The sequence below is a fragment of the [Erwinia] mediterraneensis genome, assembly GCF_900604315.1.
Lineage (GTDB): Bacteria > Pseudomonadota > Gammaproteobacteria > Enterobacterales > Enterobacteriaceae > Pantoea > Pantoea mediterraneensis_A.
The window spans coordinates 922664-946358 of record NZ_LR026978.1 but is presented as its reverse complement, the minus strand read 5'-3'; the positions used below and the strand labels follow the sequence as shown (position 1 = coordinate 946358).

General features: G+C 52.4%; 23 protein-coding genes. 12 read left to right on the top strand and 11 right to left on the bottom strand.

Features of this window, described 5'->3' with window-relative positions; all coding sequences use genetic code 11:
* Positions 1-4: 4 nt before the first annotated feature.
* The 4 genes from E0E17_RS04450 to E0E17_RS04435 all read left to right on the top strand — a co-directional run bounded on the left by E0E17_RS04450 (position 5) and on the right by E0E17_RS04435 (position 3344).
* Complete coding sequence (locus E0E17_RS04450) at positions 5-811, top strand: alpha/beta fold hydrolase (RefSeq protein ID WP_130831896.1); 807 nt, start codon at positions 5-7, stop codon at positions 809-811.
* A gap of 16 nt (positions 812-827) precedes the next feature.
* Positions 828-1862, top strand: a complete 1035-nt coding sequence (locus E0E17_RS04445; protein ID WP_130831894.1) for a 2,5-dihydroxypyridine 5,6-dioxygenase NicX family protein — start codon at positions 828-830, stop codon at positions 1860-1862.
* A gap of 58 nt (positions 1863-1920) precedes the next feature.
* A complete protein-coding gene (locus tag E0E17_RS04440) occupies positions 1921-2535 on the top strand; it encodes an isochorismatase family protein (protein ID WP_130831892.1) in 615 nt (204 codons plus the stop codon).
* A 95-nt stretch (positions 2536-2630) separates the two neighbouring features.
* Positions 2631-3344 (top strand): TetR/AcrR family transcriptional regulator, encoded by a 714-nt coding sequence (locus E0E17_RS04435; protein WP_130831890.1) that lies wholly within the window; start codon positions 2631-2633, stop codon positions 3342-3344.
* A 62-nt stretch (positions 3345-3406) separates the two neighbouring features.
* Here the strand turns inward: E0E17_RS04435 and E0E17_RS04430 are convergent, their stop codons facing one another.
* The gene (locus E0E17_RS04430) at positions 3407-4354 is read right to left on the bottom strand and encodes an AraC family transcriptional regulator (protein WP_237680760.1); all 948 of its coding nucleotides are present in this window, start codon (positions 4352-4354) and stop codon (positions 3407-3409) included.
* A 230-nt stretch (positions 4355-4584) separates the two neighbouring features.
* On the opposite strand from E0E17_RS04430, the gene E0E17_RS04425 reads away from it, so the two are divergent.
* The 5 genes from E0E17_RS04425 to E0E17_RS04410 all read left to right on the top strand — a co-directional run bounded on the left by E0E17_RS04425 (position 4585) and on the right by E0E17_RS04410 (position 7807).
* A complete protein-coding gene (locus E0E17_RS04425) occupies positions 4585-5322 on the top strand; it encodes an SDR family oxidoreductase (protein WP_130831888.1) in 738 nt (245 codons plus the stop codon).
* Positions 5323-5363: 41 nt separating this feature from the next.
* The gene (locus E0E17_RS04420) at positions 5364-5606 is read left to right on the top strand and encodes an Atu4866 domain-containing protein (protein ID WP_207302040.1); all 243 of its coding nucleotides are present in this window, start codon (positions 5364-5366) and stop codon (positions 5604-5606) included.
* 63 nt (positions 5607-5669) lie between these two features.
* Positions 5670-5822, top strand: coding sequence for a hypothetical protein (locus E0E17_RS20180; RefSeq protein ID WP_165446203.1), 153 nt, complete (start codon positions 5670-5672; stop codon positions 5820-5822).
* 28 nt (positions 5823-5850) lie between these two features.
* A protein-coding gene (locus E0E17_RS04415; RefSeq protein WP_237680759.1) for an IS1-like element IS1A family transposase occupies positions 5851-6548 on the top strand; the annotation gives its coding sequence in 2 pieces (ribosomal slippage) (positions 5851-6100 and positions 6100-6548; 699 coding nt in all).
* 143 nt (positions 6549-6691) lie between these two features.
* Positions 6692-7807 carry an L-dopachrome tautomerase-related protein gene (locus E0E17_RS04410; protein ID WP_038627233.1) on the top strand — a complete coding sequence of 372 codons (1116 nt, stop codon included), beginning with the start codon at positions 6692-6694 and terminating at the stop codon, positions 7805-7807.
* A gap of 132 nt (positions 7808-7939) precedes the next feature.
* On the opposite strand, the gene E0E17_RS04405 is transcribed toward E0E17_RS04410, so the two are convergent.
* From E0E17_RS04405 to E0E17_RS04395, 3 genes are all read right to left on the bottom strand, one after another.
* Positions 7940-9262 (bottom strand): MFS transporter, encoded by a 1323-nt coding sequence (locus E0E17_RS04405; protein ID WP_038627231.1) that lies wholly within the window; start codon positions 9260-9262, stop codon positions 7940-7942.
* An 88-nt stretch (positions 9263-9350) separates the two neighbouring features.
* The gene (locus E0E17_RS04400) at positions 9351-10298 is read right to left on the bottom strand and encodes a 2-hydroxyacid dehydrogenase (protein ID WP_038627229.1); all 948 of its coding nucleotides are present in this window, start codon (positions 10296-10298) and stop codon (positions 9351-9353) included.
* A gap of 156 nt (positions 10299-10454) precedes the next feature.
* Entirely contained in the window at positions 10455-11447 is a 993-nt protein-coding gene (locus E0E17_RS04395) for a LacI family DNA-binding transcriptional regulator (RefSeq protein WP_038627227.1), read from the bottom strand.
* Positions 11448-11679: 232 nt separating this feature from the next.
* Between E0E17_RS04395 and idnO the strand changes: the two genes are divergently transcribed.
* Both idnO and E0E17_RS04385 read left to right on the top strand, forming a co-directional pair.
* Entirely contained in the window at positions 11680-12444 is a 765-nt protein-coding gene (gene idnO, locus E0E17_RS04390) for a gluconate 5-dehydrogenase (RefSeq protein WP_038627225.1), read from the top strand.
* A 16-nt stretch (positions 12445-12460) separates the two neighbouring features.
* A complete protein-coding gene (locus E0E17_RS04385; RefSeq protein WP_038627223.1) occupies positions 12461-12997 on the top strand; it encodes a gluconokinase in 537 nt (178 codons plus the stop codon).
* A 102-nt stretch (positions 12998-13099) separates the two neighbouring features.
* Here E0E17_RS04385 and E0E17_RS04380 read toward each other — a convergent pair whose 3' ends face one another.
* The 4 genes from E0E17_RS04380 to E0E17_RS04365 all read right to left on the bottom strand — a co-directional run bounded on the left by E0E17_RS04380 (position 13100) and on the right by E0E17_RS04365 (position 17600).
* Positions 13100-14512 carry a cytochrome c gene (locus E0E17_RS04380; protein WP_130831884.1) on the bottom strand — a complete coding sequence of 471 codons (1413 nt, stop codon included), beginning with the start codon at positions 14510-14512 and terminating at the stop codon, positions 13100-13102.
* Complete coding sequence (locus tag E0E17_RS04375; RefSeq protein WP_048783519.1) at positions 14509-16164, bottom strand: GMC family oxidoreductase; 1656 nt, start codon at positions 16162-16164, stop codon at positions 14509-14511. Before E0E17_RS04375 ends, E0E17_RS04380 begins: the two co-directional genes overlap by 4 nt.
* A 23-nt stretch (positions 16165-16187) precedes the next feature.
* On the bottom strand, positions 16188-16754 hold the full coding sequence (locus E0E17_RS04370; RefSeq protein WP_048783522.1) for a sugar dehydrogenase complex small subunit: 567 nt from the start codon (positions 16752-16754) through the stop codon (positions 16188-16190).
* A 148-nt stretch (positions 16755-16902) separates the two neighbouring features.
* Positions 16903-17600, bottom strand: a protein-coding gene (locus E0E17_RS04365) for an IS1-like element IS1A family transposase (protein ID WP_103215986.1) whose coding sequence is annotated in 2 segments (ribosomal slippage) — positions 16903-17351 and positions 17351-17600 — 699 coding nt in all. Because the reading frame shifts where the segments join, the coding sequence is not laid out codon by codon here.
* 665 nt (positions 17601-18265) lie between these two features.
* Here E0E17_RS04365 and E0E17_RS04355 point away from each other — a divergent pair.
* A complete protein-coding gene (locus E0E17_RS04355) occupies positions 18266-19582 on the top strand; it encodes a tyrosine-type recombinase/integrase (RefSeq protein ID WP_130831883.1) in 1317 nt (438 codons plus the stop codon).
* Between the two features lie 230 nt (positions 19583-19812).
* Here E0E17_RS04355 and E0E17_RS04350 read toward each other — a convergent pair whose 3' ends face one another.
* Genes E0E17_RS04350 through E0E17_RS04340 form a run of 3 tightly spaced genes read right to left on the bottom strand, consistent with a single transcriptional unit; the run spans position 19813 to position 23686 of the window.
* Complete coding sequence (locus tag E0E17_RS04350) at positions 19813-20454, bottom strand: OmpA/MotB family protein (RefSeq protein WP_130831881.1); 642 nt, start codon at positions 20452-20454, stop codon at positions 19813-19815.
* 11 nt (positions 20455-20465) lie between these two features.
* Positions 20466-22418: a coiled-coil domain-containing protein gene (locus E0E17_RS04345; RefSeq protein ID WP_130831879.1), complete on the bottom strand. Its 1953-nt coding sequence runs from the start codon at positions 22416-22418 to the stop codon at positions 20466-20468.
* Positions 22415-23686: a hypothetical protein gene (locus E0E17_RS04340; RefSeq protein WP_130831877.1), complete on the bottom strand. Its 1272-nt coding sequence runs from the start codon at positions 23684-23686 to the stop codon at positions 22415-22417. Before E0E17_RS04340 ends, E0E17_RS04345 begins: the two co-directional genes overlap by 4 nt.
* Positions 23687-23695: the final 9 nt, after the last annotated feature.

Here is a 23695-nt window from a genome sequence, read left to right as displayed (position 1 = left end):
CGACATGAGTCAGTTTTTATATGGTGCACATATTCAGGCCAACGGTATTCGCCAGCACTATCTGCGCTATGGCGGCAAGGGGTTGCCGCTGCTGCTGATCCCCGGTATCACCAGCCCGGCGATTACCTGGGGTTTTGTGGGCGAGCGGCTGGGCGAAAACTTTGACGTTTATCTGCTGGATGTGCGCGGGCGCGGGCTCTCCAGCGCGGGCGAGACGCTGGATTACAGTCTGGATGCGCAGGCGGACGACATTGCCGCATTTGCTGTGGCGCTGCAACTGGAGCGCTTCGCGGTGATCGGCCACTCCATGGGCGGACGTATTGCGCTGCGCATGGCGAGTCGGCATCAGCCCGCAGCGCTGGAACGCCTGGTGCTGGTGGATCCGCCGGTCTCCGGCCCCGGTCGACGCCCCTATCCGGCGCAGCTGAGCTGGTATATCGACTCGATCCGTCAGGCGACGCAGGGCATGGACGCGGAGGCGATGCGCGCTTTCTGTCCCTCCTGGAGCCTGGAGCAACGCCGCTTGCGTGCCGAGTGGTTGCATACCTGCGATGAACGCGCCGTGCGCACCAGTTTTGCCGGTTTCCAGCAGGATGATATTCATCAGGATCTGCCGCGTATCAGAGTGCCGGTGCATCTGATTATCGCGGGTGGGGCGGAGGTGATTCTGCCGTCCGAAGAGCAAGAGCTACGTGCGCAACTGCCGCAGCTGAGCGTAGCGCGCGTGGCAGACGCGGGGCATATGATCCCGTGGGATGATGAAGCGGGCTTTTATGCCGCTTTTGGTGATTTCTTAGGTACATCTGTTTGATGACGAGGAGCTGACTGTGGCTATCAGTGATAATGAGATGATCCAGGCCTGGCATCAGGTTCTGACGCTTTCCGGTTTACAGGCTGACCAGATTGTCACGCTGTTGACCAGTGACACCACCCATCCGCAAACGCTGCGTACCGCGTGCATCGCTGCCGCTGCGCTGGGCGCACGCGTTAACCGCCTTGATCTGCCCGCTGTCAATGGTGAAAAGTCGCACAGCCGTGACAGCCTGGCCTATCTGGGCACCACGCCGCTGACCGGCAATCGCGCGGCCATTGCGGCGCTGAAAGAGAGCGACCTGGTGCTCGATTTAATGACTCTGCTGTTTTCGCCGGAGCAGCTGGATATTCTGAAATCGGGCACGCGGATTCTGCTGGCGGTCGAGCCGCCGGAGATCCTGGCGCGTATGGTGCCGACCGAGGCCGATCGCCGCCGGGTGTTGCAGGCGGCGCAGTTGCTGGAGGGGAAAAAAGAGATGCATGTCACCTCCGCAGCGGGCACCGATTTGCGCTGTCGGCTTGGGCAGTATCCGGTAGTGAAAGAGTATGGCTACGTCGATCAGCCGGGGCGCTGGGACCACTGGCCAAGCGGTTTTATTCTCACCTGGCCCGATGAAGGCGCTTCCAGCGGGCGCGTGGTGCTGGATAAAGGCGATATTCTGCTGCCGCAAAAAAGCTATGTGCAGTCACCGATCGAACTACGGGTCGAGAATGGCTACGTCACCCGTATTGAGGGCGGACTGGACGCTGAGCTGCTGCAAGACTATATCGAGGCCTTCGACGATCCTGAAGCTTACGCTTTGTCCCACATCGGCTGGGGGCTGCAGCCGCGCGCCCGCTGGTCCACGCTATCGCTGTACGATCGCGAAGCCACCATCGGTATGGATGCGCGCGCCTTTGAGGGCAATTTCCTCTGGTCGCTGGGGCCCAATAATGAAGTGGGCGGCGACCGCACAACCGCCTGTCATATTGATATCCCGATGCGCCACTGCACGGTGACGCTGGATGGACTGACCGTGGTGGATAACGGCAAGGTCGTGGGGCACTGAACCGGACACGCCTCGCCTGCGATAACGGGTGAGGCGTAATTTAAGCACAGGGGAAGAGATGAACAGCGAACATCATATTTACCAGCAGCAGGGGTTTGGTCAGCAGTTAGGGGTACAGGGCGCGATTGGCTTGTTGATCGTTGATTTTGTCAATGGTTTTGCCGATGCGCAGCAATTTGGCGGCGGTAATATTGCGCAGGCGATAGCCGCCACGCTTCCCGTCTTGCAGACTGCCCGGGCACGGGGCTGGGCCGTGGCACACAGCCGCATTGTCTATGCTGATGATGACAGCGATGCGAATATTTTTGCCTTAAAAGTTCCTGGTTTGCTGGCATTAAAAGAGCAGAGCCCGGCCAGCGCGATCGTGGAAGCGCTCACGCCGGTCGCTGGCGAACTGGTAGTACGCAAACAGGTGCCGTCCGCCTTTTTTGCCACCGGTCTGGCCCCCTGGCTGACGCAGCGCGGCGTTCAGACGCTGCTGGTGGCGGGCTGTACCACCAGCGGCTGCGTGCGGGCCAGTGTGGTAGACGCCATGTCGTACGGATTTCGTCCGCTGGTGTTACGCGATTGCGTGGGCGACAGAGCGCTGGGACCACACGAGGCAAACCTGTTTGATATGGCGCAAAAGAATGCGGATGTCATAAGTTTCGCCGATTTTCTCCGGCAGATCTGACCGGATGCGAGCCGGGGAAACATGCAGCAGCGTTTCCCCTTCGATCGGCAACACGTTAGAATAATGAGTATTGATAAGCTGACGAATGGGAATCTATGGACAGCAAAGCGATCAGGGGGCGTAAGGGCGTCTCGGTAAGACATGCCCGACCGGCTAACAAGAACCGTCCCGGCAGACCTGAAGGAACCCAGGGCACGGTAAAAGAAAATATCCTTGATGCCGCAGAAATTTTATTTGCCGATCTCGGTTATGCCGGAACCACGCTGCGTGAAGTCGCCGAGGCAGCGGAAGTCACCCAGGCGCTGATTATCTACTATTTCACTTCGAAATTCGGCTTATTTGAGGCGGTGTTTTTGCGCCGCAGTCGGCGTATCTCTGAAGAGCGCATGATGCGTTTGCAGATGCTGGAGCAGCTGAACACCCTGACGCTGGAGAAGATTATCCAGGCGTTTCTCAAGCCCACGCTGACGCTGCGCGAAACAAAGCAGGGACGTGCTTTTATTCGTCTGCAGGCGCGCCTGCATACCGAGCCGCCGGAAATCTCCTATGAATTACGCAACAGCGCCTACGATAACTCTACCAAAGCCTTTGTACAGGCCCTACAGAAACAATTGCCCCATCTCTCCGAGGGAGAAGTATACTGGCGCATGACCATGGTAATTGGTGCCTATATGTACTCCTTCTCGGATACCCACCGCCTTGAGCAACTCGCTTCTGATCATTACACCTCGCTGAATAATGAGGATTTGCTCAGAAGTATCACGGCCTTTGCCTGCGCTGGTATGCGGGCACCGCTCAGTGATGAGTGACGCAGCGGGCGTGTCGGCAAACCTGCGTTTTGGCCGATTTCAGGGCAGCGGGAATAACGACATTATGACGCCGAACGCAGCGAATCCTGGGCCGCATTTACCGCAGGCAGAGTCAGCGCCAGCACATCTTTCAGATGGCGGGTTTCTTCCACCGGGCTGCGTCCGAAGAGCCGCTTGAATTCACGGCTAAACTGCGAAGGGCTTTCATAGCCCACCTTCTCCGAGGCGGTCGAGGCGTTGATGCCATGCCGGATCATCATCAGACGCGCCTGGTGCAGGCGGATCGCTTTGATGTACTGAATCGGCGAGGTGGTGGTAATCGCTTTAAAATGCGCATGGAATGCCGGAACGCTCATATTCGCTTCGCTGGCCAGGGTTGCTACGCTCAGGTGACATTGATATTGCATATGAATATGGTGCAGCACCCTGGCGATACGACCAAAATTTCCGCCCTGCAGCAGCGCGGCACGCAGGCGGCCTCCCTGATCCCCGGTCAGTACCCGATAAGTGATTTCCCGCACAATAGAGGGCCCCAACAGGCGGGTTTCGCCTGGCGAGCTGAGGGCTTCCAGCAGGCGCAAAGTGGCGTCGGCCATTTTTTCATCCAGTTGCGTGGCGTACAGCGTGGCCGGTTCGGCAGGCTGCGGCGGTTGAACCTCATTGACGTTGAGTGCCAGCTCCGCTGTCAGCGTCGGATCGATACGCAACGCCAGGCCCAGCATGGGCTCTGCCTCACTGGCTTCCGTTTCAATACTGAAGGGTAACGGGACGGTCAGAACCAGATAGTGCTGCGCATCGTAGATATACAGGTTGCCGCCATGAAAGCCGCGCTTCCTGCCCTGCAGCACAATCACAATACTCGGTTCGTACAGCGCCGGCGTGCTGGAGAGCGGGCGGTCAGAGCGCATGAAAGTTACCCCCTCCAGCGCAGACCGGGTATATCCCTCAGAGGGTGCCAACTGCCTGAGCAGCGCAATCATACGTGCCTGGCGCGTTGTCGCCTGATGCATGGTTCAGCTCCTGACAGATGAGGATTAAACAATGTTAACACGCTTTTTCCACCCCTGATATCTGCAATTAATAGGATTAGGCAAGAACAGGCGAAGATAGGGTATTAGCAGTGGCCCGCCTTTTCTCTACCATGACTCCCACACCCGATGCCTGTCAGAACAACACCGGGTTTCTGGCGCAGTTAAGCGTGAAACAGGCAGATCATTGTTGATTCCTTTGGAGAAAACCTATGAATACGCAAACTCAGAGTAAAGTCATCCTGATTACCGGCGCCAGCAGCGGTATTGGTGAAGCGATCGCCCGGCGCCTGGCGGCCAGCGGACACCGCGTGGTACTTGGCGCGCGACGTACAGAGCGCCTGCAGGCGCTGAACAGTGCGCTGCAGAAGCAGGGTTTACAGTCGGCTTTCCGGACGCTGGATGTTACCTGTCTTGAAGATATGCAGAATTTTGTCGCTTTTGCTGAGGAGACCTGGGGACCGGTGGATGTGATAGTGAACAATGCAGGCGTCATGCCGCTCTCACCCCTGAAATCCCTGAAGGTGGCGGAATGGAACACCATGATCGACGTAAATATTCGCGGTGTGCTTAATGGTATCGCGGCGGTGTTGCCGGGCATGGAGGCGCGCAAACAGGGGCAGATTATTAACCTCTCTTCCATCGGCGGTCATAGCGTCTCGCCAACGGCGGCGGTTTATTGCGCCACCAAGTTTGCCGTACGGGCGATTTCGGAAGGTCTGCGTCAGGAGACAGATCAGATTCGTGTCACCGTGGTCAGCCCCGGAGTGGTGGAATCGGAACTGGCTGACACCATCTCTGATGACAGCGCGCGTGATGCCATGAAGACGTTCCGCCGTATTGCGATTCAGCCTGATGCGATTGCCCGGGCAGTGGCCTTTGCCATTGAGCAGCCGGATGACGTTGATGTCAGTGAACTGATTGTACGCCCGACAGCCAGTCCGTTTTAAGCGATCGCGGGATAATGGTTAATCAACCCTGGAGAAGCGGAATGGAATTACATCCTTATATTGGCATATGGGTCACCGATGACGGCTATATCCGCCATGAGCTGCTGCCGGATGGTCGCTATGACGAAGCGCGCGGCGCAAGAAAAAGCGCTTATCAGGGACGTTATACCCTTAGCGGAAACCATATCGACTACCTGGACGATACCGGATTTACTGCGGACGGCGACTTTATTGAGGATGTGCTCTATCACGCCGGAATGGTTCTACGCCGCGAGCAGAAATAAACAATCTGAATTGTCTTCTGCAGCTGAAAATAGCTGGCAGAAAACGATGATAAAGGAATTAAGATGAAACACGTAAAGTTTGCGGTTGTGTTTATTGGCCTGGTTGCGTTTAACAGCCTGGCGCAGAACGTCAGTGTGACCGCCTCGACGCTGGCAGAGGCGGAAGCGAAAGTGGCTTATCAGGCAAAGGGTGATGCTGCCAACTTACTGATTTAGTGTATGATGGTGTTTTTGAGGTGCTCCAGTGGCTTCTGTTTCTATCAGCTGTCCCTCCTGTTCAGCTACTGACGGGGTGGTGCGTAACGGTAAAAGTACTGCCGGACATCAGCGCTATCTCTGCTCTCACTGCCGTAAAACATGGCAGTTACAGTTCACATACACCGCCTCTCAACCCGGTACGCACCAGAAAATCATTGATATGGCCATGAATGGCGTTGGATGCCGGGCAATCGCCCGCATTATGGGCGTTGGCCTCAACACGATTTTACGTCACTTAAAAAACTCAGGCCGCAGTCGGTAACCTCGCGCATACAGCCGGGCAGTGACGTCATCGTCTGCGCGGAAATGGACGAACAGTGGGGCTACGTCGGGGCTAAATCGCGCCAGCGCTGGCTGTTTTACGCGTATGACAGGCTCCGGAAGACGGTTGTTGCGCACGTATTCGGTGAACGCACTATGGCGACGCTGGGGCGTCTTATGAGCCTGCTGTCACCCTTTGACGTGGTGATATGGATGACGGATGGCTGGCCGCTGTATGAATCCCGCCTGAAGGGAAAGCTGCACGTAATCAGCAAGCGATATACGCAGCGAATTGAGCGGCATAACCTGAATCTGAGGCAGCATCTGGCAAGGCTGGGACGGAAGTCGCTGTCGTTCTCAAAATCGGTGGAGCTGCATGATAAAGTCATCGGGCATTATCTGAACATAAAACACTATCAATAAGTTGGGACCATTACCAAAACGTAAAACTAAATAACACCCTGAAATCTGATCGGAATTATTCCCTGACGAGAAGCCCTGCGCGCAAATTTATTTTTTCAAACTAGACTTTTAATAAAATCATTTACAACACAGGAATCAGTCTGATGAGGAAAAAATTATTTTTTTGTGCGGTATCTGCTTCCCTGTTTTTAATACAGCCAGCAACGGCTAATACCAAACCAGAAGTTGTCGCCAGTATTAACCCTCCCTATCCGGATCCATCCGGCATTGCGGTTAGCTCCAGTAATCGAGTGTTTTTAGGTTTTCCCCGACATGCGGATAACCATAACTGGTATTCATTGGCAGAAGTCAAAGGCAATAAGCTGGTGCCTTATCCTGATAATACGTTAGGTCTGAAAAATAAACAGGATTATGACCACTGGCTTGTTTCACCTCATGGCATGTATATGGATAAAAATGACGTGCTCTGGGTGCTTGATGACGGCAAGATTGCCGGAAATAAAGAGATACCTGAGGGAGCGGCTAAAGTTGTCGCTATCGACACAAAAAGCAATAAGGTTATTCATAATATTGTCATTCATAAGCCGGTCCTGAATTCAGGTTCTCATTATAATGATTTGCGTGTGGATTTAACACATGGCGATCAGGGGGAAATCTATATTGCAAATTCAGGGTTTGAACAACATTATTCACTGGTGATTATTGATATCGCTTCAGGAAAGCAGAGGGAAGTCCTGACAAACCACTATTCGACCTCTCCTGAGCCGGGATATATCGCTTTTCTTGAAGGTCAGCCCCACCAATATGATTTTAACCACCAAAGCTTTCCTTTGGGAGGCGCAGATGGCGTAAGTTTGAGTCCTGACAGTAAAAAACTGTACTGGACAGTATTAAACGGGCGCAACCTTTACAGTATTGATACCGCGGTGTTGAGTGATTTTTCTAAAAATGAAAAGGCTATTGAGGCTGCTGTTCATTTCGAAGGCCAGCATCCTGCTAATGATGGATTGGCGGAAGATTCCGCCGGTAATCTTTACTTTGGCGCTTATGAACAGCAGTCCCTGATTAAAAGAGATGCAAAGGGAAACTATAGTTTGCTTTCTCATGATGAAAAAAACTATGTATGGCCTGACGGGCTGGCTTACAAAAACGGTTTTCTTTATGCGACCTTAGGGCAATGGAATCGACTGGCAGAGCTTAATGATGGCAAGGATCTGAGACGTCCCCCTTATTTGGTTGTTAAAGTGAAAGTCCAATAAAAACTCAGGCTTCATGAAAAAATGAGGCCTGGGTAATGACTTTGATCATGTTATAAAATTATGCGTCGGGACATTGCCGAATCAGCGTGCGGGATGGCCAGCTGCGTTCGCTTGATAAGCGAGACCTCAAGGTCATCCGCTATGGCGTGTCTGCTGTCGCATCCCTGATTGCTGAAGGCGTTCGCGTCGCTGCGTTTCTGTCAGGTCACATGCTTTCGGCAGAGAAATGGCGAGTATCCCGGCAATGATCAGCGAAGCGGCAAGCGCGCAGATTGCCACATTTTGACCATAGAGATAGAGCATTATGCCCACCAGATAAGGGCCGCAGAATCCGCCGAGGTTGCCGAGACCGTTGATTACGCCGCGTGCGCTACCAGCCACTTCGGGAGTCGCAATCCTTCCCGGAATGGACCAGAACGGACTGGTTGCCGCCTTGAGGAAAAAGCCGCAAATCACCAGAGCAATATAAGCTGCGATAATATGGTTGCGCAGTATAACGGAGGCCAGCAAGGCTGCGGCGAAGCAGAATAACGACGCCATTATCCATACACGCCGCTTCCCGCTACGATCGCTGAACAAGGAAATCAGCCAGATACCGGCAATCGTCGCCACGAAAGGCAGCACAGCCAGCACACCGACCCCCGCCATATTGGCGCCAGTCAGATTTTTTAAGATACTCGGGAGCCACAGGGTGTAGCCATAATCGCCCGTCTGGTAAAAAAAGTTTAGCGCTACCAGCTTCATCAGGCCTTTGTTACGGAATACATCTTTCAGCGGCGCACGGCTTACCGGTTGCTGATCGCGCCGCGCTTCGCGCTCGCGTTGCAGTTCGCGAATCAGGTATTCGCGCTCGCGCTCCGGGAGCCAGCGTGCCTCTTCAGGCCGATCGCTGATGACCAGCCACCACACCAGCAGCACCGCGGCAGAAAGCAATCCCTCGATAATAAATAGCCAGCGCCAGTCGAAGGCGTTGATAATCCAGCCGGATATCGGCGCAGTAAACATGCCACCCAGCGGCGCAAACATCATGACAAACGCGTTGGCACGGCCCAGCTCTTTTTCCGGAAACCAGTTGCTGACCATGGTCAGCACCACGGGCAGCATGCCGCCTTCAGACACGCCAAGAATAAAGCGCAGCGCCAGCAGTTGATAATGATTAGTGACGAAGCCGGTCGCAATCGAGACCGCCATCCAGGCGGCAAGCGACCAGGCGATAAAACGTTTACCACTGCCGTTTACCGCAATCCGGCCGCCGGGCACCTGCAAAAACAGATAACCGATAAAGAAGATGCCGCTGGCGATACCCGCCATCTGGCTGCTTATCGCCAAATCCTGTTCCATTCCTCCGGGCAAAGCGAAACTGATATTTACCCGATCCATAAAAGAAACAATACAGGTAATCAGAATGGGGGCAATGACACGTAACCACCGAGTCCCCGGTATTTTATTATCCATACAGCGCCCTCTGTGAATTTACGGAACGTACGGCGCTAACGATGTTGGTAACAACATCGTGAGTGCCTGAATAAAAATGAATGCGGGATTAAACAGCGTTGGGTAAGGGGCGCCCTTTAAAAAACGCGTCGACATTAGCAAAAACGACATCGCTCATTTTTTGACGTGTTTCCGCTGTCGCGCTGCCGACGTGTGGTTGCAATATCACATTATCCAGCGCGATAAGCGCTTCAGGGACATGAGGTTCTTCTTCGAAGACGTCTAACGCGGCGCCAGCAATGGCTTTACGCTGCAACGCCTGAATCAGGGCGTTTTCATCTACCAGCGTTCCGCGAGCGATATTGACCAACCAGGCGTGCGCCGGCATCGCCTCAAGAACCGAGGCATCGATCAGTCCACGGTTTGCCGCGCCGCCGGAGGCGGCGACGATCAGGAAATCATTTTCCCGCGCCAGGGTGTAAATGTCCCCGCACCGGGTATAGGGAAGCTCCGGTTTCGGCGTACAACTGATATAGGATACCGACATATCAAACGCCGTCGCGCGTTGAGCGATCGCGCGGCCGATATTGCCCATGCCCACGATGCCGACTCGCTTGCCGCTGACCTGGGTGCCGAGCGCGGGAGCTTGCCTGAGCCACTGGCCTTCACGTACGAAGCGATCGCCGAGACACAGGCGCCGTGCGCCGCTCAGCAGCAGTCCCATCGCCATGTCAGCAACATCGTTAGTCAGCACGCCGGAAGTGATGGTGACGGCAATATTCGCTTTGCGAGCATAATCAAGGTCAACGGCGTCAGTACCTACGCCGAAGATCGCAATCAGCCCGATCTGCGGTAATTGTTCCAGTACGGCATTGCTGATACCGACATCGCCACGCGTGACAACGGCCTGAACGCGCGTCCCCTCGGCGGCAAGCCAGGCCAGCGGTTCATCCTGTTCATACAGACGATGCACCTCAAAGGCGGAGCTGAGACGGTCAAGCAGAGAATCGAGCACCGGGGCAATCAGTAAAATATTCGGGCGGGCTTGTTGCGTCATGAGCGTTCCTTTAATCATTCCGTTACCTGAGATGGATACTATTAAAGGCGTTCTGACGTATTTTTTTGTGATAAATATCACATGAAAAAGTGTTAAGAAACTCTGTTACTGATGGCGTGATCGTGACGGCGATTCGGCTATATCGGGTGACACATTTCAGATGGTAGCGCCCATCGACAGACGATAATGCAAATCGACCTGCTCGATGGTGGGTTGTTGATGGATCTTTTTAATGAGAATTTCTGTGGCGACCTTGCCCATTTCGAAGCGCGGCGTGACCACGCTGGCCAATTGCGGCGTTGTTACCTGCCCGATTTCCAGCCCGTGAAAACCTGCGATCGCCATTTGATCGGGGACAAGAATGCCTGCGGCGCGACACTCCTGCAATACGCCAACGGCCAGATCATCATTGGTACAGAGAATGCCATCCATATTGGGATAGATCTGCCGCGCCAGAGTCATCATGCCTGTACCGATGGAAACCGAAGAAATTTTATTCGGCGCTATGCGCCCCGCTGGGAGTCCGGCCGCCGTCATGGCTTCGCAATAGCCTGCATAGCGTTGTTCATCACGCGTATCGGACATCGAACCAAAATAGATAATGTGTTTTTTACCGCTGGCCAGCAGCATATTCGTCATATCCAGACCGGCGCGGTGATTATTGAAGCCTACGCTGATGCGTCCGGGCGTCTGAGTCAGGCCCATCACTTCCGCAATCGGGATGCCTGCAGCTTTCAGATATTTTTCTGCGCGCACCGTATGCACGGATTCAGTCAGAAGCAATGCCTTAATATTAAAAGCCAATACCGTAGCGATCTTTTCTTCTTCGCGCTGGCGATCGTAATCGTAATTTACCACCAGCGTCTGATAACCCTGTACGCGGGTAACGGATTCCACACCTGCCAGCAAATCGGCAAAAATCTGATTATGAAAGGAAGGAATAAGCACGCCGATGCGGGGCAGGGTATTGCCGATCATGGCGGAATTATCGGCGTCAGGCTGGTAGCCAACCTCCGCAATCACTTTCGCGATATGTTCCGCCGTTTCCGCCTTTACTTTTTCCGGCGTGCGTAAATAGCGACTAACCGTCATTTTTGTTACGCCCGCCAGCGTAGCGATATCATGTAACGTTATGCGTTGCATTTTCATTATTCATGTCCGTCAGACGGCGATTCCATCACATTATTATGCCTGCCGGCAGAGGGAAAAGGAATTATTCGCCGATACCGGATCCGCCCATTTCGGCTGCCTGACCTGCCACAGTTCACAACAAAGGTAACCGGGTTTTGTAACACGGATTAGAGTGACGTCCGTCACAGTTTTATACGCCATAAAACCGTGATATAGGCGTTATGAATGGCAAAACAAGGCAGGTTTGTTGATGAACGATCTTTTCAGCTTAAACAACAAACGGATATTGATAACCGGCGCCGCCCAGGGCATTGGTTTCATTATGGCCCGTGGTCTGGCGCAACAGGGGGCAGAAATCATCATCAACGGCACGCATGCAGAGCGGGCAGAAAAGGCTGCCATGCGATTACGCGATGAAGGTTTCAAAGCCCATACTTCTCTGTTTGACGTTGCCGATGCCCGTGCGGTGGAACAGGCGGTTGCGGATATTGAAAATAACATAGGCCCGATTGATGTGTTATTTAACAATGCCGGCATTCAACGCCGCCATCCTTTTACCGAATTTCCGCTTGATGAGTGGAACGATATTATTGCAACCAACCAGACCGGCGTATTCATCGTCTCGCAATGCGTGGCAAAAAAAATGGTTGCGCGCAAAAAGGGCAAAATTGTCAATATCTGTTCAATGCAAAGCGAACTGGGTCGGGATACCATTACGCCTTACGCGGCGGCAAAAGGTGCGGTAAAAATGCTGACGCGCGGCATGTGCGTGGAGCTGGCGCGTCATAATATCCAGGTTAACGGTATCGCCCCGGGCTATTTCCGCACGCCGATGACCCAGGCGTTAGCAGACAATAAAGAATTCACCGACTGGTTATGCAAGCGTACCCCTGCCGCGCGTTGGGGCAATCCTGAAGAACTGGTGGGTGCGGCGGTGTTTCTTTCGTCAAAAGCGTCCGATTTCGTTAACGGGCATCTGTTGTTCGTCGATGGCGGCATGCTGGCGGCGGTATAACAGGGAGGATCTGGCTATGGCAGTACCATGTATCATTTTAATGGGCGTATCCGGCACCGGAAAAACCTCCGTAGGCATGGCGCTCGCCAGGGCGCTGAATGCGAAATTCCTTGACGGCGACGACCTTCATCCGCGTGAAAATATCCTGAAAATGGCTGCCGGACAGGCGCTGAACGATGAGGATCGTCTGCCCTGGCTCACGCGTATTTCCGACGTGATTTTTAGCCTGGGCCAGAAAAACGAAGCGGGTGTTCTGGTCTGTTCCGCACTGAAGAAACGCTATCGCGATACGCTGCGCGCGGGCAATGCGCATGTGCGTTTTATCTGGTTGCAGGGTGATTATCAGTTTGTATTGAACCGCATGCGGCAACGACAGGGCCATTTTATGCCGGAGGCGCTTCTGCAAAGCCAGTTTGCTACGCTGGAAGTCCCTGGCGAAGAGGAAGGCGATGTTATCCCGGTCGATATTTCACCTGCTCTTTCCCATATCGTTTCACACTGCATCAGCCTGGTCAGCGCCGCGCCAGCGCAGATGACAAAAGTCGCGTCCTGATTGCCTGTTTTTATACGGGCGCATCGCATCCGCGTTCCGCCCGCTTCCCGCAATGCCATCATCCGCTCTGTGCCGATGCACAGAGCGGATTGACGCCTGCAATCATCCATTGTCTCGGGCTATCCGACGTCGGCGCCGCCAGGTTAATCCTGCGCATACCGCAAGCAGAATGACGATCAACGCCACTATGCCCGGCATAATCCACGGTTGCGCCCTGGCCAGCAGCGGCGGGTGGCCGCCCTGACGCACCCAGGCAACGTCATCTGCACTCACGGTGACCTCTGGATTACCGTAATGCGCCAGCACGAAATTACTGATATCAGCGACCTGCGCATCGCTCAGCTTGTCAACATAAGAGGGTGAGCTGAAGCCCGGCATCAGTACCTGACCCGCGGCGGTGTTGCGCTGCACGCCAAACAGAATAGCGGCAATCAGATTGGCTGGGTTATGCATGCCCGTCGCGGTATTGTGGAACAGCGAAGGGTAAGCCTGATTAGCGCTGCCGGCTCCGTCTGGCTGATGACAGCTGGCGCAGTTGCCGCTGAACAGTGCCGCGCCATTCGTCAGTGAGTGATTGGCGTTATTGGCGTTACGTCCGCGTATGCTGTTCTCCACATCCGCTGGTTTGCCAAAGCTGTAGGCGGGTTGCGTGTCGCCTTCGTCACGGATTGGCGTCGTGCTTTTAAGATAAACCGCTATCGCTTTCAAATCGCTGTCGGACAGATACTGCAGGCTATGCTCCACCGCTTCGGCCATGCCGCCCGCCGCCTGGTTTTTGCCCTCAGCCCGGCCGGTCTTAAGGTATTGAACCAGCTCATCGTTACGCCAGCCACCGATTCCGCTTATCGCATCGGATGTGATGTTAGGCGCGTACCAGCTGCCGATCGGCGCACCAGCCAGCGGCCGGTTGCCTGCCTCCTGCATCAATACTCCGCGCGGCGTATGACAGGTGTTACAGTGCGCAAGGCCGTTAACCAGATAGTTACCCCGATTCCACTCAGCACTCTGGCTGTCATCGCTCAGGTAAGGCTTATCGTCCGCAAACATCAGGTTCCAGAAGAACATGCTGAAGCGCAGGTTAAAGGGGAAAGGCAGGCTGGTTTGTCGGTTTTTCTGCTCAACCGGCTTCACGCCATGCATAAAGTAGTAATAGAGCGCATGCAAATCTTCATCCGTGATCTTGCTGTAAGAGGTGTAAGGCATCGCGGGATAGAGCTGCGCGCCGTCAGCGCGTACGCCATGGCGTACCGCCTGCGAAAATTCAGCTTCGCTGTAAGGCCCGATGCCGTCGGCAGAAGGGGTGATATTGGTGGAATAGATCACACCCATCGGCGAGGCGATCGCATAACCGCCGCTGAAGGCGGTTGCACTGCCCGGAGCGGTGTGGCATGCCTGACAATCCGAAGCAATGGCGACCTGTTCCCCCTGGCGCAACAATGTCAGATCGGTCTGCTCTGCCGGAGCGCTTAACGTCAACGCTGCCATGAGTGACGTTGCCATCAACAGCTGTTTCATGCGTCCCCCTTCATGCGCAGGCTGATGTCATGAGCGGCCTTCAGCCCCAGCGCCGCCATGGTCAGCGTACTGTTCACCACGCTGGCGGAGGGGATGGCGCCTCCCCCGGGCAGCCAGAGATTTTCATGGTCAAATGCCCGACAATTGCCGTCCACAACCGCCTCTTTTGCATTTTTCCCCATGATAACCCCACCCATAATGTGGTTATTGGCATTCAGGCCTTGACTGATAGTGAATTCTTTGGCGTCAAACAGCTGCCCGATATGCTCCAGCTGCGCGTGAGAAGCTTCCGCGCCCTTACGGACATAATCACCCACGTCGTAATAAATATCGGGGCAGGGCAAGCCATGCGGATCTTTACGGGTTTTGCTCAGCGTCAGACGGTTTTCCGGATCGGGCAGCGGTTCCAGACTGATGGAGAGATCCACGCTATGGACTGCGCGGTAGCGAATCTCCTCATCCAGTGCTTTGCCGACCAGGCCTTTTTTCATCGCCTGTTGCGTTGCGGTGACCACACGGGAAATATTGTTGAGGATCACTTTGTTCGCGGAGTAGTCGCGTCGGAAGTCGCCGTCACGGTAGCCGACCATACAGCTGCTCTGCGCCGGACCTCTGCCCAGCCAGACCGGTTCTTTCGTCAGAAACGAACAGTGGAAGCCGGAGTGGTCCATCATGTTACGGCCAACCATATCGGAAGCGTTGGCGATACCGTTGGGATTAGCGTCATTCGCCGCCATCAGCAACAGACGCGGCGTCTCGATGCCATTGCAGGCCAGCGCGAAGGCTTTCGCCGTGGCTTTATGCGAAGCGCCAGAGGTATCCAGCCAGTGAACCGCGGTGATACGGTTATTGCTGTCGGTGTCCATTTTATAAACCACCGCCTCCGCCAGCACCACCGCGCCATTGCGTTCGGCGCGTTCAACATGATGGATGCCGTTATACATCGCACCGATCGGGCAAATGGGCTGACAATTGTTATTGCCGCAACAGGTAGGGCGTCCTTCCCACGGGCGAGTGCTTCGCCCTTGCGGAATCGGTACCAGGTTATAGCCATGCGGGTTTACCACGCTGGCAAAATAATTATCGCCGTGGGCAAAAGGCACCATATCCATCGGATAAGGCTGGCTGCGCTCCGTGGGTGATTGTCTGGCGGGATCGTTTGGCCCTGCGACGCCAATCTCGTTTTCAGCCTTGCAATACCAGGGTTCCAGCTCGTCATAGCCTATCGGCCAGTCGCGGCCCACGCCGTATTTCGACTGCATGACAAAATCGCTTGGATGATGTCGCCAGCAGGAGGCTGCCCAGTGCCAGGTCGTGCCGCCTACCGTGCGCAGGTAGCCTTGTTGAAAACTGTCAGCATTGGGACCCGTCACGTTGACATAGTTGTTACGCGGGAAATAGAGCGGTGCCGGAGCAAATTTTGACTGAGGATATAATCCCTGAAAGTCGGAGCCTGCGCGGTTTGCGAACGGCATATTGCGCCAGTTTTCCACGGCCTGCGCGCGATCGATACGCAGGCCGGCTTCCAGCACCAGTACCGAATATCCCTGACTGACCAGTTCGTTGGCCATCATACCGCCAACAATACCGGAACCCACGATCACAATATCTGCCGAAGCATCGCCTTGCGCAGTAAACACTGGTTTTTTCATGATTTTTAGTACTTTTAAATGAATCAGAGATTTTCAATCAGGCTGGGATTTTCAGCGGGAACGGGCGCGGTCCACCAGATGGGGCCATTGCCGCAGTATGTCGGCACGATCAAACCATCGCTCACGGTCTGGTACATCAGCGCCTGCTTATACGCAACTAAGGTGCCGTGATAATCGTCGCCCACCGTGCCGGTATACCAGGCGACCACGATCTGGTAGAGAAAATCATGCAGGCCTGCCTGCGTCGCTTTATTCAGCAGTTGCTGCGCGCTGTCGTCCGGGCTTTGCAGTTGCGCAAGATGCGACAGACGGGCAGCGAAGTGTTTATCCCGCGCGGCAAAAGCGTCAAAAAACCGTGCTGCCAGTACGCTGTCGATCTGCTTATGCTCGGTGATGGTGCGGGAAAGAGCGATAAAAGCCGTGACGGGATCGCTGGCGCGCGCCACGCTGGCCGCGAACGCATTACCTGACAGTGAAGCGAATGCGCCAGCCAGAGTCAGCCTGGCCGTTGCCAGCAGAAATTCCCTTCGTGTGGAACCGGTTCCATTTTTAGGCGAAAAAATTACGTCGGGTTCGATTTTTAGATTCATGGATTTTTCTTGCGTAAACCAGATAGTGGGGGAATGTGATCCAAGTCACGCACCCTAACATCAATATTAATTTTTTGCTATCGTCATATGAGCTATATGTATAGGTATGTAAATAAAAAAGCTCAGAATGATAGGTAATGGTCCCAACTTATTGATAGTGTTTTATGTTCAGATAATGCCCGATGACTTTATCATGCAGCTCCACCGATTTTGAGAACGACAGCGACTTCCGTCCCAGCCTTGCCAGATGCTGCCTCAGATTCAGGTTATGCCGCTCAATTCGCTGCGTATATCGCTTGCTGATTACGTGCAGCTTTCCCTTCAGGCGGGATTCATACAGCGGCCAGCCATCCGTCATCCATATCACCACGTCAAAGGGTGACAGCAGGCTCATAAGACGCCCCAGCGTCGCCATAGTGCGTTCACCGAATACGTGCGCAACAACCGTCTTCCGGAGCCTGTCATACGCGTAAAACAGCCAGCGCTGGCGCGATTTAGCCCCGACGTAGCCCCACTGTTCGTCCATTTCCGCGCAGACGATGACGTCACTGCCCGGCTGTATGCGCGAGGTTACCGACTGCGGCCTGAGTTTTTTAAGTGACGTAAAATCGTGTTGAGGCCAACGCCCATAATGCGGGCGGTTGCCCGGCATCCAACGCCATTCATGGCCATATCAATGATTTTCTGGTGCGTACCGGGTTGAGAGGCTGTGTATGTGAACTGTAACTGCCATGTTTTACGGCAGTGAGAGCAGAGATAGCGCTGATGTCCGGCAGTACTTTTACCGTTACGCACCACCCCGTCTGTAGCTGAACAGGAGGGACAGCTGATAGAAACAGAAGCCACTGGAGCACCTCAAAAACACCATCATACACTAAATCAGTAAGTTGGCAGCATCACCCCATGTACCCCTCGATCAACTTGCCAAGTATAGATAGAGGGTCTTCGCATTCTTTATTTATTCTACGCAACCATTCTAATGCTTTTACAGGCTTCGAACCCTCGGGGGCATCTCCCGGAGCATCGGCATAGAAAAAAAGACTATTTAAACCAGCATGGGTTTCTGTAGATGATATGTGATCGGCTACAACTGACACTAAAGGCTGCGGAATTTTTCTTTCCATTTTCCTCTAACTCGTCGTTTTAAAGGTTGGCGCGCTGGTTCGCATTAGCTAATTCCTGCGACACTTTTGCGACACACCGAAAGAAAATAGTTAGTATGGCAAGGAGTGTTTGGGTCTATGTTGTTGATAACAAATGAATAATTTGGTGACCCCTGTTGGGTTTGAACCAACGACCAAGCGATTGTGAGTCATAAATACGGCATGTTTTTAATTGTTCGTCATTGTCCCAATTTGTATTTTTAATTGTCTATAATCAATCGGTTATGAAGATATTTTTGTTTCTGATTGGTTCTCTCATTTTCCCATTGTACTATCCTTACCTGACCCGTTACCTGACCCGAAATGGGCATCGGGTCAGGTAACGCTTATTTTCATAAAGGTAACCTCATGGCCGCTAATCTCACCGAGACTGCTATACGTGGATTGAAGACTAAAAGTACGGCGTACTACGTGTGGAGCAACAGCGCTCAGCGTGGTACTGGCAGGCTTGGCGTTAAGGTTCAGCCTTCAGGCAGCAAAGTTTTTTATTTCCGTTACTACGTTGAGAAAGGGAAGAAAGAGAAGTTCATCCAGTTGGGCATCTGGCCCGAGATGAAACTGGTGACGGCAAATGAGCTGGCGAAAAAATATGGTGCCTGGCTTGTTGAAGGAAAAGAACCCCAGCAAGAGCTTGAGCAACAGCTCCTGGCCGAGCAGCACATTATGCAGATTCATCGTTCTCAGGGGTCGTTTGAAGAGCTGGTGCATGGTTACGTTAACAAGATGAAGCTCGACAACAAGCGGACCTGGGCCGATGTCCTGAAGCGCCTTGAAAAAGAGTGCTATACGGTTATCCCTCGTGAAACCAAAGCGAAGGATGTAACACCTCTGCAGATCAAAACCATCCTCTCAGGCATTATCCAGCGTGACGCGGTGGTCCATGCGAACCGAATTCGTTCCTACCTGATGGCGGCATTTAACTACGGTCTGAAAGCCGATAACGATCCGATGAATACCAGCGTGGGCATTACGTTTGGGCTTGAAGTTAATCCGGTATCGGCCATACCGAAGCAGTCCTCAGCGGAAAAAGTGGGTGATACATGGTTAACGCTGGAAGAGCTGCGTTTTGTCATGGAACAGTTCGCTCAGGCAACCAACGTTGGGCCGTTGATGCAGCACCTGATCCGCTTCTGTGTTTATGCTGGCGGGCAGCGTCCATTTGAAATAATTGCCAGCCAATGGAGTGCGATTGACTGGCAGCAAAAGACATTACTCGTCATAGCCGATGTATCGAAAAACAAGCGTGAGCATCTGATCCCGCTGACTGAGTCGGCGCTACAGGAATTAGCCTCAGTGAAAGAACTGACTAAGGAAAGTAACAGTCCCTATATTTTCCCGCTATCAACTAACGGTGAGCGTCCGGTACGTACTGATAGCCTGGCGCGTTCCATCATGTATTTCCGGGCCTTTAATCCTGAGTTTAAAGTTTTCACCGCACGAGATTTACGCCGCACCTGTAAAACGCTGATGGGGGAGGCGGGGATCAGCAAAGAGATTCGCGACCGTATTCAGAATCACGCTTTGAATGACGTTAGCTCGAAACACTATGACCGTTATGATTATCTGCCTGAAAAGCGCAGGGCGCTTGAAGTCTGGGAGGATCGGGTTAACAACTATCAGCGGCAGCAGGAAAACAATGTTGTGAACCTGTTTGGGCGGAAGTAGCATTTATCTGAACAAGGCTACTAGGTAAGAAAGTTATGTGGCTGGGGTTCTCTGCGGCATCAAAAAATTGCGATGCCGCCGAGATACTGGCGAAGGGTTATAGGGGACTTTCTTCTTTATTTCGGTGACCACCTGAGCGGTCACCTCTGATAAATGGCAGTACATTGAAGGCGGCACAGGCTCTCACCTTTAGCACGTAAACACTCCGATTAATATCACGCCAGGTAATACTACTTTTCTGGCAACACGAACCGAACTTCAATGCGACGCTGACGTGCATCTTCCGGTGCAATACCGGGAATAGGCTGCGAGTCACCATATCCGGCAACAATCACCCGACGTGCAAAAGCCTGAGCAAGATCGCCAACTATAAATTTACGCGCTTCTCTTGCACGAGCTGCCGATAAGGTAAAATTATCGTCATAGACAGTGCAAAAACTTTCAAAATTAGTCACCGGACGGGTAACCGGAAGATTATCCGTATACCCTTCAATATAAACTTGTCCGCTTTTAAATTCGTTAAGAAATCTGACAACCTGCGTTTCAATCGTCGTTAATGCCTGGCTTGCCCGAGATGCAATACAGGCACTGCCACGGTTGAAAATCCCATCGCGCAACGTAATTTTTTGCGAGTTGACATCCAGTGCAACTAAGCCTTCATTTGCCGTTCCATCAAGCGTGGTTTTAATACTTCCCAACATTTCCCCTACCCGTGCTCGCTGGGCATTGATTCCATGTTCCATTTCCTGCTTATGCTTAATATCTGACCATGTTTTCTGTAGTACAGACATCACCAGCAGCAACATAACTACAGCCATTACTCCTGACATCAGGTCGGAGATCGAGACCCACTCATTAGGTTTATCTTTCATAAGTGAGTACCTCAGACTGCATCATTAACGATGTTCATTGTCGATAACGTTTGGTCGATATGTTGCAATGTAATGGCAAGTGGCGTCAGGCTTTTTTCAATTTGTTGAACCAGGTGGTTCCGTTCTGGTGGTGACAGCATTTTACGAATCCCCCCCAGCTCTTCCAGAGAACGGATCAATTTGTCATTGAGCGAAGAAAGTGCGGCAGATGTATCAGTATTACTCAGCATTTCATCACGTAATGATTCAATGCTGTGCACCAGTTTACCGACACCTGCAGTGACCCTGTCCATTCCCGGCTGAAGAGGGCTCTCTTTCTGCATGAGCTGAAGTTGATTCACCAGCGTTTCAATCGCATCTGCATTTCTTTCGCCTGATGTCGTCATCTCCGCATAACGGTTGTTCAGGCTTGCTACTTGCCGATTGCTGCTGGATACCGCCGCTAGCCCGTTAACTATTTGCTCACGCAAATCATCAACCAGTTTTGTCATAGCGATCACTTTTTCATTTAAAGTTTCACTAGTGATCATAAATTCACGCTGCGCATCACGCTGAGTTTTCATCGACTGATCGATGGAAATTCGAACTTCACTCATTGTGGTGCCAACGTTTTGAGAAAGGTCGGTAACTGCACTGGAAATGCCATCTGTTGCATTTGCCATACTGGTGGATATTGATTCCATATTCTGGCTAAAACTTTCTCCCATTTGGGAGATGGTGGAACCAAGGTCGGTTTTAACCGTGCCTAACATATCGGTAATGCCCATACGGAAATCGCCGATAACCTGTTGCAAATCACCTGCGGAATTACCCATTTCTTGTGCTGCGGATGACATTTTTTCGGCTGAATGTTGAATTGCGGACAGGTTACTACTGTTGGTGTTAATGAAGTGCTGTAACGATTCTCGGGTTGTCGTTAACTCTGTTATCTGTTGTTCCCTTTGCACATACTGATCTTTGGTACCCTTAACGATATCGTTTTGAATTTCATGCAAGAGGTCTTGCAGTTTTACCAATTGCTCATTCTGGTTAATACGCTGTTGTTCAGCGTTATCACCCTGACCGGCGATCCTCATATAGATCGCGGCTACCTCGGAATGGTGTGAATGGTTAGCCTGACGGGAATTTTCACTTGCCTCGTGAATACTGTTGCATACGTGCTGCAATCCATCGATATGTTGCTGCTGAGTACTACGGGATATATCTGTCAATTGTTCCAGATATGTTTCCTGTATTTTGCGTTGTTGTGCGGCAGCATGGCCTTGGTCAATCAGGGGTTGTAAAAACGACTCCATACCTGAAGAGAACTTGCTCAGCAACTGCCGTGTGGCTTCGCTTTCCACCTGCATTCTATCGTTCAAACCCTGTAATGCTGCCAGATACTGCAACTGGGTCTCTTTATGTTCAGCACGCTTTTGCTCTCGTGACTGGTCGAACACTTGTTTCATCTGCTGAGCGCACCAGCGCAAACGCTTCTCGTCATATCTTAACCCAGCAGCACAGACTTTAAGGATCAGATACGCCATGATCCCCCATGTCGATGTTTTAAATTTCGTCCCCAGCCCTTCCATCATCCCCATCAAATTCGACATGGCGTTATCCATGCCTGCGGAGTTAGCATCAATCAAAATATCCGATGCTTTATTAAGCGCAATTCCCAGACCGAGAAAGGTGCCTAGCAACCCTAAAATTAACAAAATGCCCGGCATAATGTCGGCCATTTTTTCTGCGGGACTGGCAACTGCTGCGCTGATTTCGTTGACTGAACCATGCTCAACATCGAGATGGTCTGCCCCATTATTCAGTGCATCACCTTGCCATTTTCTGTCCCAAAAGCGCTGATTTGCCTGCCAGAGCAATAAACCAATCGTCAGTAAAACCAAAAAAAGCATTGTGCCGCCAAACAGCATCTGAATGACGTCGAATTCCGGCAATATAAAGGCAAAAAACTCATGAAACGTCATGCAGCCACCTCGACAAGCTTGCTTGCACGTGCGCGGCTGGCTTTTTCAAAGATATTGGCAAAATCGATAATTAAACTTTGTTGCTCGGTATTAAGTTCTTCCCAACGCTTACCAAACTGAGCACACTCAATAATAATCATCCCAACCGTGCTGCTGTCTTCCATCAAATATTCTTGGTCAGCAAATTCTTCAGGCTCTTTTTCGAGCATTTGCAGAAATCCTTCTGCTGCAAAAACATAATTACGCATTTCATTGGTTCGTTTGCGTTTTGCTTCCATCTCAGCCTGTTGCACTGGTAAACGAGCTTCTAGCTCGTTGAGCATTGGTACTTCATCTTCCTGAAGATCACCAAGGCGCTGGCCAATCTGTAGACGTCGCAGAAGTACTTGTTCTTTGGACAGACCGTCATTCAGCGATTTCCATTCATTTTCCATATCCTGCAGGTTATACCCCCAAGCCATTATCATCTCTTCGAACACGAAGGGGATAAGCTTCTTGCCAAAACGCGCCATCACAACACGATCCAAGCGTTGCGTTGCGTCATCGTTCAACTGAGGGTTGGGTTTTAGAAATTCGTTGCCAGTTTCAATAAGAAACAGGTCGTCATCGGTTATCGTATCAATGTCCTGCGCACGCGTAAGATGCTGCTCAGTATCTTTCAGTAACTTCTGCGAAGCGCGTAACCGCAGATAATGCTCGAAATCGTTGATCTGAATGTTATCCAAGACGTCCTTAATACGCGTTGAGAGTTGGGCATATAAGGTAATCAGGCTCGCCAGATCAACAGCACTTGCTGCTTCCCCGCGCATCTGATTACGCGCTTCGCGTAGTGCTTGCTCATGCTCACTGGCCTCATCCATTTCTTCCGGTGTAAGAAACAAATCTTTAAGTTGTTTGGCTTTATTAATTGCCCACTCAATGGCCTTACCAATACGTTTCGCCAGATCACTCTTATCCCATTCGACCAGCAGCCCCAACGCCTTATCCAGCGCTTTCAAAGCGCCACCCACCCACGGGAATTGTGGCAACATCTTTTCAGCTAATTTTGCTGCGTTTTGCACGATAGGGCGGATCACATTACTGATAAATGGTTTCACCTTTTCCCAGACACTCTTTACGCTTCCCACAAAGGTCTCAGCTTTCTCTGCCATCCAAGAAACGGTTTTAGCTGCGGTTTCTTTAATACCATTCCATACCCGGCTAGCAGTGCTTGTCACTGCACTTGCTACGCTGCTGCAAAAACTGCCGACACTTGACCAGAAACCCATAATCTTCTC